At 64.2% G+C, this 14,337-nt stretch carries 14 protein-coding genes; all 14 read right to left on the bottom strand.

What is annotated here, in order from left to right; translation table 11 throughout:
• Window positions 1–22: 22 nt before the first annotated feature.
• The 14 genes from E7811_RS11850 to nuoG all read right to left on the bottom strand — a co-directional run bounded on the left by E7811_RS11850 (window position 23) and on the right by nuoG (window position 14,317).
• Window positions 23–1,702, bottom strand: a complete 1,680-nt coding sequence (locus tag E7811_RS11850; RefSeq protein WP_136394873.1) for a ribonuclease J — start codon at window positions 1,700–1,702, stop codon at window positions 23–25.
• Window positions 1,699–2,478, bottom strand: coding sequence for a type III pantothenate kinase (locus E7811_RS11845; RefSeq protein ID WP_136394872.1), 780 nt, complete (start codon window positions 2,476–2,478; stop codon window positions 1,699–1,701). Before E7811_RS11845 ends, E7811_RS11850 begins: the two co-directional genes overlap by 4 nt.
• Before the next feature lie 17 nt (window positions 2,479–2,495).
• Complete coding sequence (locus tag E7811_RS11840; protein WP_246020408.1) at window positions 2,496–3,248, bottom strand: biotin--[acetyl-CoA-carboxylase] ligase; 753 nt, start codon at window positions 3,246–3,248, stop codon at window positions 2,496–2,498.
• Window positions 3,238–4,674: an NADH-quinone oxidoreductase subunit NuoN gene (gene nuoN, locus E7811_RS11835; RefSeq protein ID WP_136394871.1), complete on the bottom strand. Its 1,437-nt coding sequence runs from the start codon at window positions 4,672–4,674 to the stop codon at window positions 3,238–3,240. The genes E7811_RS11840 and nuoN overlap by 11 nt, the downstream gene beginning before the upstream one ends.
• Window positions 4,675–4,687: 13 nt before the next feature.
• Complete coding sequence (locus E7811_RS11830) at window positions 4,688–6,226, bottom strand: NADH-quinone oxidoreductase subunit M (RefSeq protein ID WP_136394870.1); 1,539 nt, start codon at window positions 6,224–6,226, stop codon at window positions 4,688–4,690.
• Between the two features lies 1 nt (window position 6,227).
• Complete coding sequence (gene nuoL, locus E7811_RS11825) at window positions 6,228–8,384, bottom strand: NADH-quinone oxidoreductase subunit L (RefSeq protein WP_136394869.1); 2,157 nt, start codon at window positions 8,382–8,384, stop codon at window positions 6,228–6,230.
• A 4-nt stretch (window positions 8,385–8,388) separates the two neighbouring features.
• Window positions 8,389–8,694, bottom strand: a complete 306-nt coding sequence (nuoK, locus tag E7811_RS11820) for an NADH-quinone oxidoreductase subunit NuoK (RefSeq protein WP_136394868.1) — start codon at window positions 8,692–8,694, stop codon at window positions 8,389–8,391.
• Between the two features lie 72 nt (window positions 8,695–8,766).
• The gene (locus E7811_RS11815) at window positions 8,767–9,306 is read right to left on the bottom strand and encodes a hypothetical protein (protein ID WP_136394867.1); all 540 of its coding nucleotides are present in this window, start codon (window positions 9,304–9,306) and stop codon (window positions 8,767–8,769) included.
• 2 nt (window positions 9,307–9,308) lie between these two features.
• Complete coding sequence (locus E7811_RS11810; protein WP_136394866.1) at window positions 9,309–9,923, bottom strand: NADH-quinone oxidoreductase subunit J; 615 nt, start codon at window positions 9,921–9,923, stop codon at window positions 9,309–9,311.
• Complete coding sequence (locus E7811_RS11805) at window positions 9,920–10,330, bottom strand: carboxymuconolactone decarboxylase family protein (protein ID WP_136394865.1); 411 nt, start codon at window positions 10,328–10,330, stop codon at window positions 9,920–9,922. Before E7811_RS11805 ends, E7811_RS11810 begins: the two co-directional genes overlap by 4 nt.
• A 13-nt stretch (window positions 10,331–10,343) precedes the next feature.
• Window positions 10,344–10,838 carry an NADH-quinone oxidoreductase subunit NuoI gene (nuoI, locus tag E7811_RS11800; RefSeq protein ID WP_136394864.1) on the bottom strand — a complete coding sequence of 165 codons (495 nt, stop codon included), beginning with the start codon at window positions 10,836–10,838 and terminating at the stop codon, window positions 10,344–10,346.
• A 6-nt stretch (window positions 10,839–10,844) separates the two neighbouring features.
• Window positions 10,845–11,882 (bottom strand): NADH-quinone oxidoreductase subunit NuoH, encoded by a 1,038-nt coding sequence (gene nuoH, locus E7811_RS11795; protein WP_136394863.1) that lies wholly within the window; start codon window positions 11,880–11,882, stop codon window positions 10,845–10,847.
• A gap of 16 nt (window positions 11,883–11,898) precedes the next feature.
• Window positions 11,899–12,303 (bottom strand): hypothetical protein, encoded by a 405-nt coding sequence (locus E7811_RS11790; protein WP_136394862.1) that lies wholly within the window; start codon window positions 12,301–12,303, stop codon window positions 11,899–11,901.
• 4 nt (window positions 12,304–12,307) lie between these two features.
• Window positions 12,308–14,317 (bottom strand): NADH-quinone oxidoreductase subunit NuoG, encoded by a 2,010-nt coding sequence (gene nuoG, locus E7811_RS11785; protein ID WP_136394861.1) that lies wholly within the window; start codon window positions 14,315–14,317, stop codon window positions 12,308–12,310.
• Window positions 14,318–14,337: the final 20 nt, after the last annotated feature.

Raw genomic sequence — 14,337 nt, 5'->3', positions numbered from 1 at the left:
CCCGCCGGGAAGCTACCCGCCCTCAGCCTTCCTGAAGACGGCTGATGACGATGGTCACTTCAGGCTTCTTGCCGATCTCTTCCATCGCGACCTGACGGACGATGCGCTTGATCGCCTCTTCGGTCTTGGCGTCATCCCTCAGCACCTTGCGCCCGGCACGGTCCAGGAATTCGGTCAGTTCGGTTTCCATCGTCTCGGCCAGCGACTGGCCGTTCCGGGTGCGGTCGATCAGGCCCATCAGTTCGACCCAGGCATCGCCCAAGGGTTCGTCCTGTTCATCCAGGATCACGGTGACAAGGGCATGCCCGTTCAACGCCATGCGGATGCGGTCGCGGACCACGCCGTCCATCGCGCCATACAGGGCAGAGCCGTCCAGATAGGTGCGCCCGGCCTCGATATATTCGGCCACTTCCGGCGTCTCGCCAGTCAGGTCGATCATCATGCCGTTGGTCACCACCTCAGACGCGATGCCCTTCGTGATCGCCAGACGCGCATGTTCGCGCAGATGGCGGTGTTCGCCATGCATCGGGATCAGGATGGCGGGCTTGATGATGTCGTGGAAGGTTTCCAGATCGGGCCGGTTCGCGTGGCCCGAAACGTGATACATCCCGCCGTGGTCGTCAAAGACCTCGACCCCCATTTCGGAAAACGCGTTCATCACGCGGATCACGCCGCGTTCGTTGCCGGGGATCGTCTTCGACGAAAAGAGGAACGTATCCCCCTCTTTCATCTCAAGCCCCAGATACTTGCCACGGGCCAACTGGGCGCTGGCCGCGCGGCGTTCGCCCTGGCTGCCGGTCACGATCAGCATCAGGTTGCGGCGCGGGACCTCAAGCGCCTGTTCGGCGGTGATGATCCGGGGGAAATCGGTCAGCACGCCGGTTTCCTCGGCGACCGAAACCATGCGCTGCATCGCGCGCCCCAGAAGGCAGATCGACCGGTCAGAGGCCCGCGCGGCCTGCGCCAGCGTCTTCAGGCGCGCGACGTTCGAGGCGAAGGTCGTCGCCACGACCATGCCCGTGGCGTTCGAGATGAAGTCGCGCAAGGGGTCGGCAAGGCTGCTTTCGGACCGCCCCGCATGGGTCGAAAAGATATTCGTGGAATCGCACATCAGCGCCTTCACGGGCTGCTCGGCGGCGATGTCGCGAAAGACCTCGGGGTTCCAGGGCTCGCCCACCACCGGCGTCTCGTCCAGCTTGAAGTCGCCCGAATGAAGGACGCGCCCCGCCGGCGTGTCGATCACCAGCGCCCCGCTTTCCGGGATCGAATGGGAAATCGGCACGAACTGCACGCTGAACGGCCCGGCCTGCACCTTGGCGGGGCGCGGTTCAACCGTATGGATCGCCTCCAGCGGCAGGCCGAATTCGTCAAACTTCAGCCGCGCGATCGTGGCGGTGAACTTGCGGGCATAGACCTTGGCCTTCAGCCGGGGCCAGAGATGCGCCAGCGCGCCGATGTGATCCTCATGCGCGTGGGTGATGAAGATCGCCTCGATCCGGTCGGCCCGCGCTTCCAGCCACGAGATATCGGGCAGGATCAGGTCCACCCCCGGCGAGGTTTCCATATCGGGAAATGTCACGCCCAGATCGACAAGGATCAGGCGTTCCCGGTCCTCGGGGCCGTAACCATAGACATAGGCATTCATGCCGATCTCGCCCGCGCCGCCAAGCGGCAGATAGATCAGGCGGTCGTTCTTCGTCATGCGGTTTCCAGTTCGCTGTTGTACCGGTTGATGAGCATCAGACCATGCATGGTCAGATCGTCCTCAACCGAATGAAATAGGTCGGTTCCCTGCTGGAACAGGGGGGCAAGGCCCCCCGTGGCGATGACCTTCATCGGGCTTTCCCGCTCCAGACGGATCTGGCGCACGATGCCCTCGACAAGGCCGATGTATCCCCAATACACGCCCGACTGCATGCAGGCCACCGTATTCGTGCCGATGGCGGATTGCGGTTTCGTGACATCGACATGCGGCAGGGCGGCGGCGGCCATGTGCAGCGCCTCGAGGCTGAGGTTCACCCCCGGCGCGATCACGCCCCCGATATAGGCGCCGTCCACGTCCACGACGTCGAAGGTGGTCGCCGTGCCGAAATCCACCACGATCAGGTTGCCGCCGTGCCGGTCGAACCCGGCCACCGTGTTCACCAGGCGGTCGGGCCCCACGGTCGTGCCCTGATCGACACGGGGCGCGACCGGCAATTCGCAGCCGGGCTTGCCCACCACCAGCGGGCGGCAGTCGAAATAGCGATTGCAGAGAACCCGCAGGTTGAAGACCACGCGCGGCACGGTCGAACTGATGATCGCCCCGGTGATGTTCGCATCGGTCTTTGTCAGCATCATCAGGCTGGACAGCCAGACGAAATATTCATCCGCCGTGCGCTTGTGATCGGTGGCGATCCGCCATGTCGCGATGAAGCGCGCCCCGTCCCAGATCGAGAAGACGGTGTTCGTATTTCCGCAGTCGATGGCCAGAAGCATGGCCCGCCCCCGTTCGTTCAGAAGAATACCTCGGCCGCCGGAATGGCCCGCCGCTGCCCACCCTGATTGAGCACGAGCGCCCCCGTGCTGTCGATGGTCTCGAAGATGCCCTCATGCGTCTCGGTCCCGGTGCGGGCGCGGATCGGCTCGCCCAGCCGGGCGGCCCGTGACAGCCATGCTTCGCGCAGGGGCGCAAAGCCCCGGCCGGTCAGCGTTTCTTCCCATCGTGCATAGGCTGGGGCCAGCTGATCGAGAAACCGGGCGGGCGTGATCCGCAGCCCGGTTTCGGCCAGCAGGCTTACGGGACAGAGCGCGCCCTGTTCCACCTGCGAGGGATCAGGCGCCGCGATCAGGTTCACGCCGATCCCGATCACAAGATGTGCCACACCCCGGCCCTGCCCCACGCTTTCCAGAAGGATGCCCGCCAGCTTGCCGCCGTTCAGAAGCACGTCATTGGGCCATTTCAGCGCAAAGGCCTGCGGGCTGCCGGTCAGCGCCACGCAGGCATCATGCAATGCCAGCGCCGCCGCGAAGGACCGCAGCGCCACGATCTCGGGCGCCTCGCGCGGGGAAAGGATCAACGAGCCATAGAAATTGCCCCGGGGAGAGGCCCAGGGGCGGCCACGCCGCCCCCGCCCCGCGGTCTGTTCGCCCGCGACCACCCAGGCCGGGCCCGGCGCATGGCGCAACGCCTCGGCATTTGTGCTGTCCACACTGTCCAGCACGATCCGGGCCGTACCCTCGGGCCAGGGGTCCGGCTCAGCGGACAAGCGTTTCCGCCGCCAGGGCGGCCGAAGCCTCGATCCCGAACAGGTTCACGATGCCCACCAGCATGATCGCAGCCGAGGCCACGAAAAGCGCCCATTGCACCGGCACCATCCGGCTTTCGACGGTATCCGCGTCCTTGCCGAAATACATGAAGAACACGATGCGCAGGTAGTAGAACGCCCCGATCACCGATGCGACCGCGCCCGCGATGGCAAGCCAGGTCATATGGGCATCGACTGCGGCCTTCAGTACATAGAACTTGCCGAAGAAGCCCACCATCGGCGGCACGCCCGCCAGGCTGAACAGAAGCACCAGCATGGCCAGCGCCTTCATCGGTTCCTTCTTCGAGAACATGTTCAGGCTGTCGATCGAAGTGACAGGCTTGCCATCCCGTTCCATCGACAGGATGAAGGCGAAGGTGCCCACGTTCATCGTGACATAGATCGCCATGTAGATCAGCGTCGCCTGCACGCCCGCGACCGTGCCTGCGGCCAGACCCACCAGCGCATAGCCCATATGCGCGATCGAGGAATAGGCCATCAGACGCTTGATGTCGCGCTGGCCGATGGCGGCGATGGCGCCAAGGAACATCGACAGGACGGCCAGCGCCGCGATCACCTGCCCCCAGTCGCCCGGAATGGCGCCAAAGGCATCATGGATCAGCCGCGCGAACAGCCCCATCGCCGCGACCTTGGGCGCGGTGGCGAAGAAGGCGGTGACCGGCGTCGGCGCGCCTTCATAGACGTCGGGCGTCCACATGTGGAAGGGCGCGGCCGAAACCTTGAACGCCAGCCCCGACAGCATGAACACCAGACCGAACAACAGGCCCACCGGCACCTCGCCCTGAAGCGTGGACAGGATGCCCGCGAATTGCGTCGTGCCCGCATAGCCATAGGTCAGCGACGCGCCATACAGCAGCAGACCCGACGAAAGGGCGCCAAGGACGAAATACTTCAGCCCGGCTTCCGTCGATTTGACGCTGTCGCGGCGGATCGAGGCGATGACATAAAGCGCCAGCGATTGCAGTTCGAGGCCCATGTAAAGCGTGATCAGGTCGCCCGAGGACACCATGACCATCATGCCCACGACCGAAAGCGCCACAAGCACGGGGTATTCGAACCGCAGGATGCCGCGGCGTTCCATGTAGTCCTGGCTCATCACCAGAACGGCCGCGGCCGACAGCAGGATCACGACCTTGGCGAAACGCGCGAAGGGATCGTCTACGAAGAGACCACCGAAGGCCTCGCGCGCGCCCTCGCCGCCCGCGCCGATCCACAGCGCCAGCACGGCAAAGACCCCGGCGGTGACCCATGTCAGCAGGGGGGCGACCTTGTCCTTTGAGGTATAGACCCCGAACATCAGTGCCGCCATGGCATAGATGGCCAGCATCACCTCGGGCAGGACAGTGTTGAAATCAAGCGCAGTCATCTTGTCTTGCCCCTCAGTGCGAAGCCAGTTGCGTGCCCTCTACGGCGGGCAGCGCGGCATGGTAGTCGGACACGAGCGTCGAAACCGACGGGCCGATGATATCGGTCACGAGGCTCGGATAGACGCCCAGGATCAGCGTCGCGGCGATCAGCGGCGCAAAGATCGCCCGTTCGCGCGTCGTCATGTCGGTGATGGTCTTCAGGGCTTCCTTGATCAGGTCGCCGAAGACGACCCGACGGTAAAGCCACAGCGCATAGGCCGCCGACAGGATCACGCCCGAGGTGGCCACCGCGGCAACCCAGGTGTTGACCTTAAAGATGCCCATCAGCGTCAGGAATTCCCCGATGAAGCCGCTGGTGCCCGGCAGGCCCACGTTGGCCATCGTGAAGAACATGAAGACCAGCGCATAGGCGGGCATCCGCACGACAAGGCCGCCATAGGCGTCGATCTCGCGGGTGTGCATCCGGTCATAGATCACGCCAACGCAAAGGAACAGCGCACCCGAGATGAAGCCGTGCGACAGCATCTGGAAGATGGCGCCGTCGATGCCCTGCTGGTTGGCCGCGAAGATCCCCATCGTCACATAGCCCATGTGCGCGACCGAGGAATAGGCGATCAGCTTCTTCATGTCCTCCTGCGCCAGCGCCACCAGCGAGGTGTAGACGATGGCGATGGCCGACATCCACAACACGAGCGGCGCCAGCACGTCCGCCCCCACCGGGAACATCGGCAGGCTGAACCGCAGGAACCCGTAGCCGCCCATCTTCAAGAGGATCGCGGCCAGCACGACCGAACCCGCCGTCGGTGCCTGCACGTGGGCATCGGGCAGCCAGGTGTGGACCGGCCACATCGGCATCTTGACCGCGAAAGAGGCGAAGAACGCCAGGAACAGAAGCGTCTGCAACCCGCCGACGACATGGACGCCCGCAATCGACAGCGTTTCGGAAGCGAAGGTGTGATCCAGCAGCGCGGGAATGTCCGTCGTGCCCGCGTCCACATACATCGCGATCATCGCGACCAGCATCAGAACCGAGCCGAGGAAAGTGTAAAGGAAGAACTTGAACGCCGCATAGATGCGTTCCTTGCCGCCCCAGATGCCGATGATCAGGAACATCGGGATCAGGCCCGCCTCGAAGAACAGGTAGAACAGCACCAGATCCAGCGCCGTGAACACGCCGATCATCAGCGTCTCAAGCATCAGGAAGGCGATCATGTATTCCTTGACGCGGTGTTCGACCTCCCAGGCCGAGGCGATGGTCAGTGGCATCAGGAAGGTCGTCAGCATGACGAACAGGATCGAGATGCCGTCCACGCCCATCTTGTACTGAAGGCCCGCGATCCAGGTGTATTCCTCGACGAACTGCATCTCGGTGTTGGCCGGATCGAACCCCGCCAGCAGGAAGAGCGAGACAAGGAAGGTCGCCGTGGTGGCCAGAAGCGCCAGCCACTTGGCGTTGCGCTGCGCCGCCGCGTCATTGCCCCGCAGGAACAGCGCCAGGATGGCGGCTGCCACGGCCGGGATGAAGGTGATGATGGAAAGCAGGTTATCCATGTCAGTGCGCGCCCCCAAAGAGCGTCATCCAGGTGACAAGGGCGGCGATGCCCAAGACCATGGCGAAAGCGTAGTGGAACAGATAGCCGGACTGCGCCCGACCGGCGAGGCGGGTCAGATAGGGAACGATCCCCATCGCCACACCGTTGATCGACCCGTCGATGACCTTGCCGTCGCCGCGCTTCCACAGGAAGCCCCCCAGCCACTTGGCCGGACGGACGAAGAGGAAATCGTAGATCTCGTCGAAATACCACTTGTTCAGCAGGAACAGGTACAGCGGACGCTGCTGTTCGGCCAGACGCTTGGGCAGTTCGGGGTTCTTGATGTAGAACATCCAGGCCGTGAACAGGCCGATCAGCATCGCCACGAAGGGCGACAGCTTCACCCATTTCGGCACGTAATGCGCGTCATGCAGCACGGTGTTTTCCGGATGCATGAAGATCGCGCCCTTCGGCGCCGCGTGGGCGACGGCCTCGGCATGGCCTTCGGTCGCGGCTGCGGTGTCGGTTGCGGTGTCTGCGGAGGCCTCGGTGCCTTCAGCGGCGGCAGCGGTGTCGGCGGCATGGCCTTCGGCAGCGGCGGTAACGGCCGCATGGTCGCCCGCCTCGGCCGAGGCATGGGCGGCGGCCGGTTCCATCCCGAACCAGGCGCGCACGGCCTCTTCCTTGCCGAAAAAGACGTTGTACCAGATCATCCCCGAAAAGACCGCGCCGATCGCCAGCACGCCAAGCGGCACCAGCATGACCTTCGGGCTTTCATGGGCATGTTCGTGGGTGTGATGGTCGCCCCGTTCCTTGCCGTAGAACGTCATGAAGATCAGACGCCAGGAATAGAACGAGGTGAACAGCGCCGCGATCACCAGCATCCAGAAGGCATAGCCCCCTGCCGTGCCCGCATAGGCGCTTTCGATCACCGCGTCCTTCGACAGGAAGCCGGCAAAGCCGAAATGCGTCAGAGGGATGCCCACGCCGGTGATGGCCAGCGTGCCGATCATCATCGCCCAGAACGTATAGGGGATCTTCTTGCGCAGGCCGCCATAGTTGCGCATGTCCTGCTCGTGATGCATCGCGTGGATCACCGAGCCCGCGCCAAGGAACAGCATCGCCTTGAAGAAGGCATGCGTGAACAGGTGGAACATCGCCACCGAATAGACACCCACACCGGCAGCCACGAACATGTAGCCAAGCTGCGAACAGGTCGAATAGGCGATCACGCGCTTGATGTCGTTCTGCACCAGGCCCACGGTCGCCGCAAAAAAGGCGGTCGTGGCCCCCAGCACGGTGATGAAGGCCGTGGCTTGCGGTGCGTATTCATAGACCGGCGACATCCGGCAGACGAGGAACACGCCCGCCGTCACCATCGTCGCGGCATGGATCAGCGCCGACACGGGCGTCGGGCCTTCCATAGCGTCCGGCAGCCAGGTGTGCAGGATCAGCTGCGCCGATTTCCCCATCGCACCGATGAACAGCAGCACCCCGATCAGGTTCGCCGCATTCCATTCCGTCCAGAGGAACGACAGGTTCGTTTCCGCCAGTGTCGGAGCGGCGGCAAAGACATCGTCAAAGCGGATGGAGTCGGTCAGGTAGAACAGCGCGAAGATGCCAAGCGCAAAGCCGAAATCGCCGACGCGGTTGACGACAAAGGCCTTGATCGCGGCGGCGTTGGCACTGGGCTTCTTGTAGTAGAAGCCGATCAGCAGATACGAGGCCACGCCCACGCCTTCCCAGCCAAAGAACATCTGCACCAGGTTGTCCGACGTCACCAGCATCAGCATGGCGAAGGTGAAGAACGACAGATACGCGAAGAACCGCGCCTTGTAGTGTTCGTGATGGCCCCAGTTGTCGTCATGGGCCATGTAGCCGAAGGAATAAAGGTGCACGAGCGCCGAGACCGAGTTCACGACCACCAGCATGATCGCGGTCAGCCGGTCCAGCCGGATCGCCCATTCGGTCGAAAGCGATCCGCTTTCGATCCAGCGCATCAGGACGATCTGCTGCGTCTCGCCGTCGTGGCCCAGGAAGATGATCCAGGACAGAAGCGCCGCGAGGAACACCAGCGAAGTGGCGATGACCTGCCCGGCCTTCTCGCCGATGAAGCGCCAGCCGAAGCCGCAGATCAGGGCCCCGATCAGGGGCGCGAAAAGAATGATCGTGGCCATGGGTTCAGCCTTTCATCACGTTTACGTCTTCGACGTCGATGGTGCCGCGGTTGCGGAAGAAGGTGACGAGGATCGCAAGCCCGATCGCCGCCTCGGCCGCCGCGACCGTCAGGACGAACATGGTGAACACCTGCCCCACCAGATCGCCCAGATGGGACGAAAAGGCGACCAGGTTGATGTTCACCGACAGAAGGATCAGTTCGATCGACATCAGGATGACGATCACGTTCTTCCGGTTCAGGAAGATGCCGAAGATGCCGATGACGAACAGCGCTGCCGCGACCGTCAAGTAATGTTCAAGTCCTACCATCGTTCGTTCCCTCGTCGGCGGTCAGTCCGCCCTTCGGTTTTTTCTTGTGCCCCCGTGGACCGGGGACCGTTTTCAGTTCAGGGGCATCTGCCCCTTGGAATAGCCGGCGCAGGCGCACCCCAGTCCCAGAACCCGCCCGTTCAGGGTGATCCTGCCATCGGTGCGCAGCGCGACCTGATCGCGCAGGCCGACCTCGCGCGCCCGCGCCCGCGCGGCCTCAATCACATCGTCCTCGCCCCGGTCCAGCTTGGCGGCAAAGGCCTTGCCCATGCGGTCAAGGAACAGCGGCCCCGGCGGCGTCCGGTCGTCGAACCGGTAGGTTCCAAGGACAACGGCATTCTTCGTCTTGCAGTCCATCACCACGTAATGCGTCTCGCCCTGACATCCGTCCGACTGATAGGCCGACTGCCAGGCAAAGCGGCCGGCGTAGTATTGCGCCTGCCCCAGGCCGATCCGTGTCGTGGGCGTCACCTGGTAATGCACCTCGCAGGCCGCACCGCGCACCGCCGCGCCCGATACCACACCGGTCAGCGACGGCTTGCACGATTGTGCATCCCCCGCTGTCGGCGCGGTCCCGGCAAGGGCCGCTGTGATGGCGACGGCCAGCTTCATGCTTACAGCCCCTGCCCCGGTTTCAGGTCCTTCAGCTCCATCGCCTTGGCCGGGTCGCGCCACATCTGGTGCAGCACGTTCTGCCGCTTCACGTCCGCGCGGTGGCGCAGGGTCAGCACGATCGCGCCGATCATGGCGACCAGCAGGATCAGGCCCGCCAGCTGGAACAGGATCAGATACTTGTCATAAAGCAAAAGCCCGAGCGCCTTGGTGTTTTCCACCTGCGTCATGTCCGGGGCCACGGCCTGCCGCAGACCCATCGCGCCCTCGGCCTGGACCCAGGCGCCGATCCCGAGGCTGATCTGCATCAGGATCACCACCCCGATCAGAAGCCCCAGCGGCATGTATTTCGCCATCTCGCCCTTCAGTTCGGCAAAGTCCACGTCCAGCATCATCACGACGAACAGGAACAGCACCGCAACCGCGCCCACATAGACGATGATCAGAAGCATCGCCACGAATTCCGCCCCCAGAAGCACGAACAGCCCCGCCGAAGACAGGAAGGCCAGGATCAGCCACAGCACCGAATGCACGGGGTTCCGCGACACCGTGACCAGAAGCCCCGCCGTCACCGTGACGATGGCAAAGGCGTAGAAGGCATAATCGGCAACGCTCATGCGTCTTTCTCCTCGGTTTCGGCAAAGACCTCTTGGGCGATCTCAAGGGCCTTCTGCATGGCGGGCAGGCCGCCGAACATGGCTGTCTGCCAGATCACTTCGGCAATCTCGCGCCGGGTGGCGCCTGCCGCCAGCGCGTTGCGGATCGTGACCCGGAATTGCGGCTCGGACTGCACGCCCAGAACGGTCAGGCCGGTGATCGTCACCAGAAACCGGGTGCGCGCATCCAGCCCTTCGGGGTTGAACGTCTTGCCGAACCAGGCCTCAAGCAGCTCTTTCGGCATGGTCGGGAACATCTTCTCGAACGCCTTGACATCGACGCCCTCGAAGGACGGCGTGAAGGCACGGGCCAAGTCCTGGCCCTGCTCCATCCATGCCTTCATCATTTTCGCGAAGTCGTCGGTCATGGCGTTTCCCCAATCACCGGTAGGGTGCATCGAGTTCGAGGTTGCGGGCGATTTCGGCCTCCCAGCGTTCGCCGTTCGCAAGGAGTTTTTCCTTGTTGTAGAACAGCTCTTCCCGCGTCTCGGTCGAGAATTCGAAGTTCGGGCCTTCGACGATGGCATCCACCGGGCAGGCTTCCTGGCAGAAGCCGCAGTAGATGCATTTCGTCATGTCGATGTCATAGCGCGTGGTGCGGCGGCTGCCGTCTTCGCGCGGTTCGGCGTCGATCGTGATCGCCTGCGCGGGGCAGACCGCCTCGCACAGCTTGCAGGCGATGCAGCGTTCCTCGCCGTTGGGATAGCGGCGCAGCGCGTGTTCACCGCGGAACCGGGGCGAAAGCGGCCCCTTTTCATGCGGATAGTTTAGCGTCGATTTGGGCGCGAAGAAGTATTTCATGCCCAGGCCGAAGCCTTTGATGAAGTCCACCAGAAGGAAGTACTTGGTGGCGCGGGTCCAGTCGATGTTCGCCATTCGCGCTCAGCCTCCGATCGTCCAGCGGGCCCAGAAGCCGCCCATGATTTCAAACTTGGCCAGGAAAGCCACCACCACGACCCAGCCGAGCGACAGCGGCAGGAACACCTTCCAGCCGATCCGCATCAGCTGGTCATAGCGGTAGCGGGGCACGATGGCCTTCACCATCGCGAAGAGGAAGAAGAAGAAAGCCATCTTCGCCACCATCCACAGCGCCCCATCGGGCAGGCCGGGGATGGGCGACAGCCAGCCGCCGAAGAACAGAAGGCTCATCAGCGCGCACATCAGGAAGATGGCGATGTATTCGCCGGCCATGAACAGCAGGTAGGGGGTGGAGGAATATTCCACCATGAAACCCGCCACCAGTTCGGATTCCGCTTCCGGCAGGTCGAAGGGCGGGCGGTTCGTTTCGGCCAGCGCCGATACGAAGAACAGCACCACCATCGGCAGATGCGGCAGCCAGTACCAGCCAAGCATCCCATATCCGGTATCCTGCGCGGCCACGATCGACGAGAAGTTCATCGACCCGGTCGAGATGATGATGCCGATGATGATCAGGCCCAGGGACACCTCGTACGAGATCATCTGCGCCGCCGACCGCAACGAGCCGAGGAACGGGTATTTGGAGTTCGACGCCCAACCGCCCATGATCACGCCGTAGACTTCCAGCGAGGACACGGCAAAGACGAAGAGGATCGCGACGTTGATGTTGGCCAGGACCCAGCCGTCATTGAACGGGATCACCGCCCAGGCCAGGATCGCCAGCACGAAGGACAGCATCGGCGCCAGGAAGAACACAGGCCGGTCAGCGCCCGCCGGGATCACGATTTCCTTGACCACATATTTCAGCGCGTCGGCCACCGATTGCAGCAGGCCGAAGGCGCCCACCACGTTCGGCCCCTTGCGCATCTGCACCGCGGCCCAGATCTTGCGGTCGCCATAGACGAGGAACAGAAGGCTGATCATCACGAAGCCGATGATCAGAAGGCTTTGCGCGGCGATCAGCACCGCCGTTCCCAGACCCGTTTGCAGAAACTCAGCCATTTATGCCTCTTATCCCTCAGATCGTCGGTATGCCGCGTTCGCCGCAATCGCGCACCGTTACCTCGGCGTCGATCGTGCGGAAGCCTGCAGGCAGCGCGGCGGAAATGGTATAGACCGCATCCCCGCGCCAGGTTCCATTGTTCTGCGCCACTGTCGTGCGCACATGCCGCGCAAACCCGAAACCCCGGATCAGCGCATATTGGGCCGCCGCGCAGCGCGCGTAGGCCTCGACATCCTCGGGCCCCTGCGCGCCCGCCATCGCCACCCGGAAGCTGACCAGATCGCCATCCAGCAACACGGTCTCGATCCCCCGGTAGAAGGGCATCGCGTCCTTGCGCGCCACATCCGCCCCGCCCTGCGCGCAGGCCGCAAGGACCGCCGGGGCGGTCGCAAGCGTCGCGATGAGGGGCAGAAGGCGCATCAGGTCACTCCGCCGCCAGGGGTTTCGCGGCCCGCGCCGCGACCATCGCCGACAGTTCGCCCATAAGGGCGCTGGCCCGCGCGATCGGGTTGGTCAGGTAGAAGTCGCGCACGGCCACACGGAAATCGGCCTTGCCGGGCGCGCGCGGGTCAAGCGGGGTCCAGCCGTTGTCGGCGACCTCGTCGATCCGGCCCAGATGCGGGTGGGCCGTCACCAGCGAATTGCGCAATTGCGCCAGGCTGTCCCAGGCGAGGGTCATGCCGATCTCGGCCGACAGCGCCCGAAGGATCGCCCAGTTTTCCTTCGCCTCGCCGGGCGGGAAGCCCGCGCGCAGCGCCAGTTGCGGGCGGCCTTCGGTGTTCACGAACAGCCCGTTTTCTTCGGTATAGGCGGCGCCCGGCAGGATGATGTCGGCCCGGTGCGCGCCACGGTCGCCGTGGCTGCCCTGATAGATCACGAAGGCACCCGGCGCGATGTCGACCTCGTCGGCGCCAAGGTTGTAGATCACCTCGGCCCCGTCGATGGCGGCGGCCATGCCGCCTTCGGTCACCGCGCCCACATCCATCGCGCCCACGCGGGACGCGGCGGTATGCAGGACCAGAAGCCGCGCGCCCGCTCCTTCCGCCAGTTTCATCGCATGGGCCAGAACCGCCTCGCCGTCAGCCTCCGACAGCGCGCCCTGCCCCACGATCACCACGCCGCCCTGACCTTCCGGGGCCGCTGCCGCCAGTTTCACCAGCGCGTCACGGTCGGTGCCCAGATGGTCATGGTCATAGGTCAGATCCGCGGCCGGGCCGATCAGCGCGACCTTCGCGCCCTTGGTCCAGGCCTTGCGGATGCGGGCGTTCAGCACCGGCGCCTCAAGCCGCGGGTTGGTGCCGATCAGCCAGATCATCCGGGCCGCGTCGATATCCTCGATCGCGGCATTGCCGACATAGGCCGAACGGTTGCCGATGGGCAGGCGCGCGCCGTCGGTGCGGCATTCAACCTTGCCACCCAGGCCTTCGATCAGCGTCTTCAGGCTGTAGGCGGCCTCGACCGGGGCCAGATCGCCCACAAGGCCCGCAACCTTCCGGCCCTTCATCGCGGCGGCGGTGGCGGCCAGCGCCTCGGGCCAGGTGGCGCGGCGCAGCTTGCCGTTCTCGCGGATATAGGGCGTATCCAGACGCTGGCGGCGCAGGCCGTCCCAGACAAAGCGCGTCTTGTCGGAAATCCATTCCTCGTTCACGCCGTCATGGTTGCGCGGCAGGATGCGCATCACTTCGCGCCCCTTCGTGTCCACCCGGATGTTGGACCCAAGCGCATCCATCACGTCGATGGTTTCGGTCTTGGTCAGCTCCCACGGCCGCGCGGTGAAGGCATAGGGCTTCGAGGTCAGCGCGCCCACCGGGCAAAGGTCGATGATGTTGCCCTGAAGGTTCGAGTCGAGCGTCATGTTCAGGTAGGACGTGATCTCGCTGTCCTCGCCCCGGCCCGTCTGGCCCATCTGGGTGATGCCCGCGACCTCGGTCGTGAAGCGGACGCAGCGGGTGCAGGAAATGCAGCGCGTCATCTTGGTTTCGACCAGCGGGCCAAGGTTCAGGTCTTCCGAGGCGCGCTTGGGTTCGCGGTAGCGGCTGAAATCCACACCATAGGCCATCGCCTGATCCTGCAGGTCGCATTCGCCGCCCTGGTCGCAGATCGGGCAATCCAGCGGGTGGTTGATCAGCAGGAATTCCATCACGCCCTCGCGGGCCTTCTTGACCATCGGGCTGTTGGTCTTGACCACGGCGGGTTCCCCGTTCGGCCCCGGGCGCAGGTCGCGCACCTGCATGGCGCAGCTTGCGGCGGGCTTGGGCGGGCCGCCCACGACCTCGACCAGGCACATCCGGCAGTTGCCCGCGATCGACAGCCGTTCATGGTAGCAGAAGCGCGGGATCTCGACCCCCGCGACCTCGGCCGCCTGAATGATCGTCATCGCCGGGTCAACCTCGACCTCGATGCCGTCGATGATGATTTTCCGCAAGTTGCTCATGCGTTTACTCCGACGTCCGG

Source organism: Aliigemmobacter aestuarii (assembly GCF_004799285.1).
In the GTDB taxonomy this organism is placed as follows: domain Bacteria; phylum Pseudomonadota; class Alphaproteobacteria; order Rhodobacterales; family Rhodobacteraceae; genus Aliigemmobacter; species Aliigemmobacter aestuarii.
The sequence above is the reverse complement of the archived record's forward strand: the minus strand, read 5'-3'. Positions and strand labels throughout refer to the sequence as shown.

What these genes read in the sequence shown, in the direction of transcription:
- E7811_RS11850 (WP_136394873.1), bottom strand. Translation starts at nt 1,702, where the DNA reads ATGACGAAGAACGACCGCCTGATCTATCTGCCGCTTGGCGGCGCGGGC.
- E7811_RS11845 (WP_136394872.1), bottom strand. Translation starts at nt 2,478, where the DNA reads ATGCTTCTGGCCATCGACTGCGGAAATACGAACACCGTCTTCTCGATC.
- nuoN (WP_136394871.1), bottom strand. Translation starts at nt 4,674, where the DNA reads ATGACTGCGCTTGATTTCAACACTGTCCTGCCCGAGGTGATGCTGGCC.
- E7811_RS11830 (WP_136394870.1), bottom strand. Translation starts at nt 6,226, where the DNA reads ATGGATAACCTGCTTTCCATCATCACCTTCATCCCGGCCGTGGCAGCC.
- nuoL (WP_136394869.1), bottom strand. Translation starts at nt 8,384, where the DNA reads ATGGCCACGATCATTCTTTTCGCGCCCCTGATCGGGGCCCTGATCTGC.
- nuoK (WP_136394868.1), bottom strand. Translation starts at nt 8,694, where the DNA reads ATGGTAGGACTTGAACATTACTTGACGGTCGCGGCAGCGCTGTTCGTC.
- E7811_RS11815 (WP_136394867.1), bottom strand. Translation starts at nt 9,306, where the DNA reads ATGAAGCTGGCCGTCGCCATCACAGCGGCCCTTGCCGGGACCGCGCCG.
- E7811_RS11810 (WP_136394866.1), bottom strand. Translation starts at nt 9,923, where the DNA reads ATGAGCGTTGCCGATTATGCCTTCTACGCCTTTGCCATCGTCACGGTG.
- E7811_RS11805 (WP_136394865.1), bottom strand. Translation starts at nt 10,330, where the DNA reads ATGACCGACGACTTCGCGAAAATGATGAAGGCATGGATGGAGCAGGGC.
- nuoI (WP_136394864.1), bottom strand. Translation starts at nt 10,838, where the DNA reads ATGGCGAACATCGACTGGACCCGCGCCACCAAGTACTTCCTTCTGGTG.
- nuoH (WP_136394863.1), bottom strand. Translation starts at nt 11,882, where the DNA reads ATGGCTGAGTTTCTGCAAACGGGTCTGGGAACGGCGGTGCTGATCGCC.
- E7811_RS11790 (WP_136394862.1), bottom strand. Translation starts at nt 12,303, where the DNA reads ATGCGCCTTCTGCCCCTCATCGCGACGCTTGCGACCGCCCCGGCGGTC.
- nuoG (WP_136394861.1), bottom strand. Translation starts at nt 14,317, where the DNA reads ATGAGCAACTTGCGGAAAATCATCATCGACGGCATCGAGGTCGAGGTT.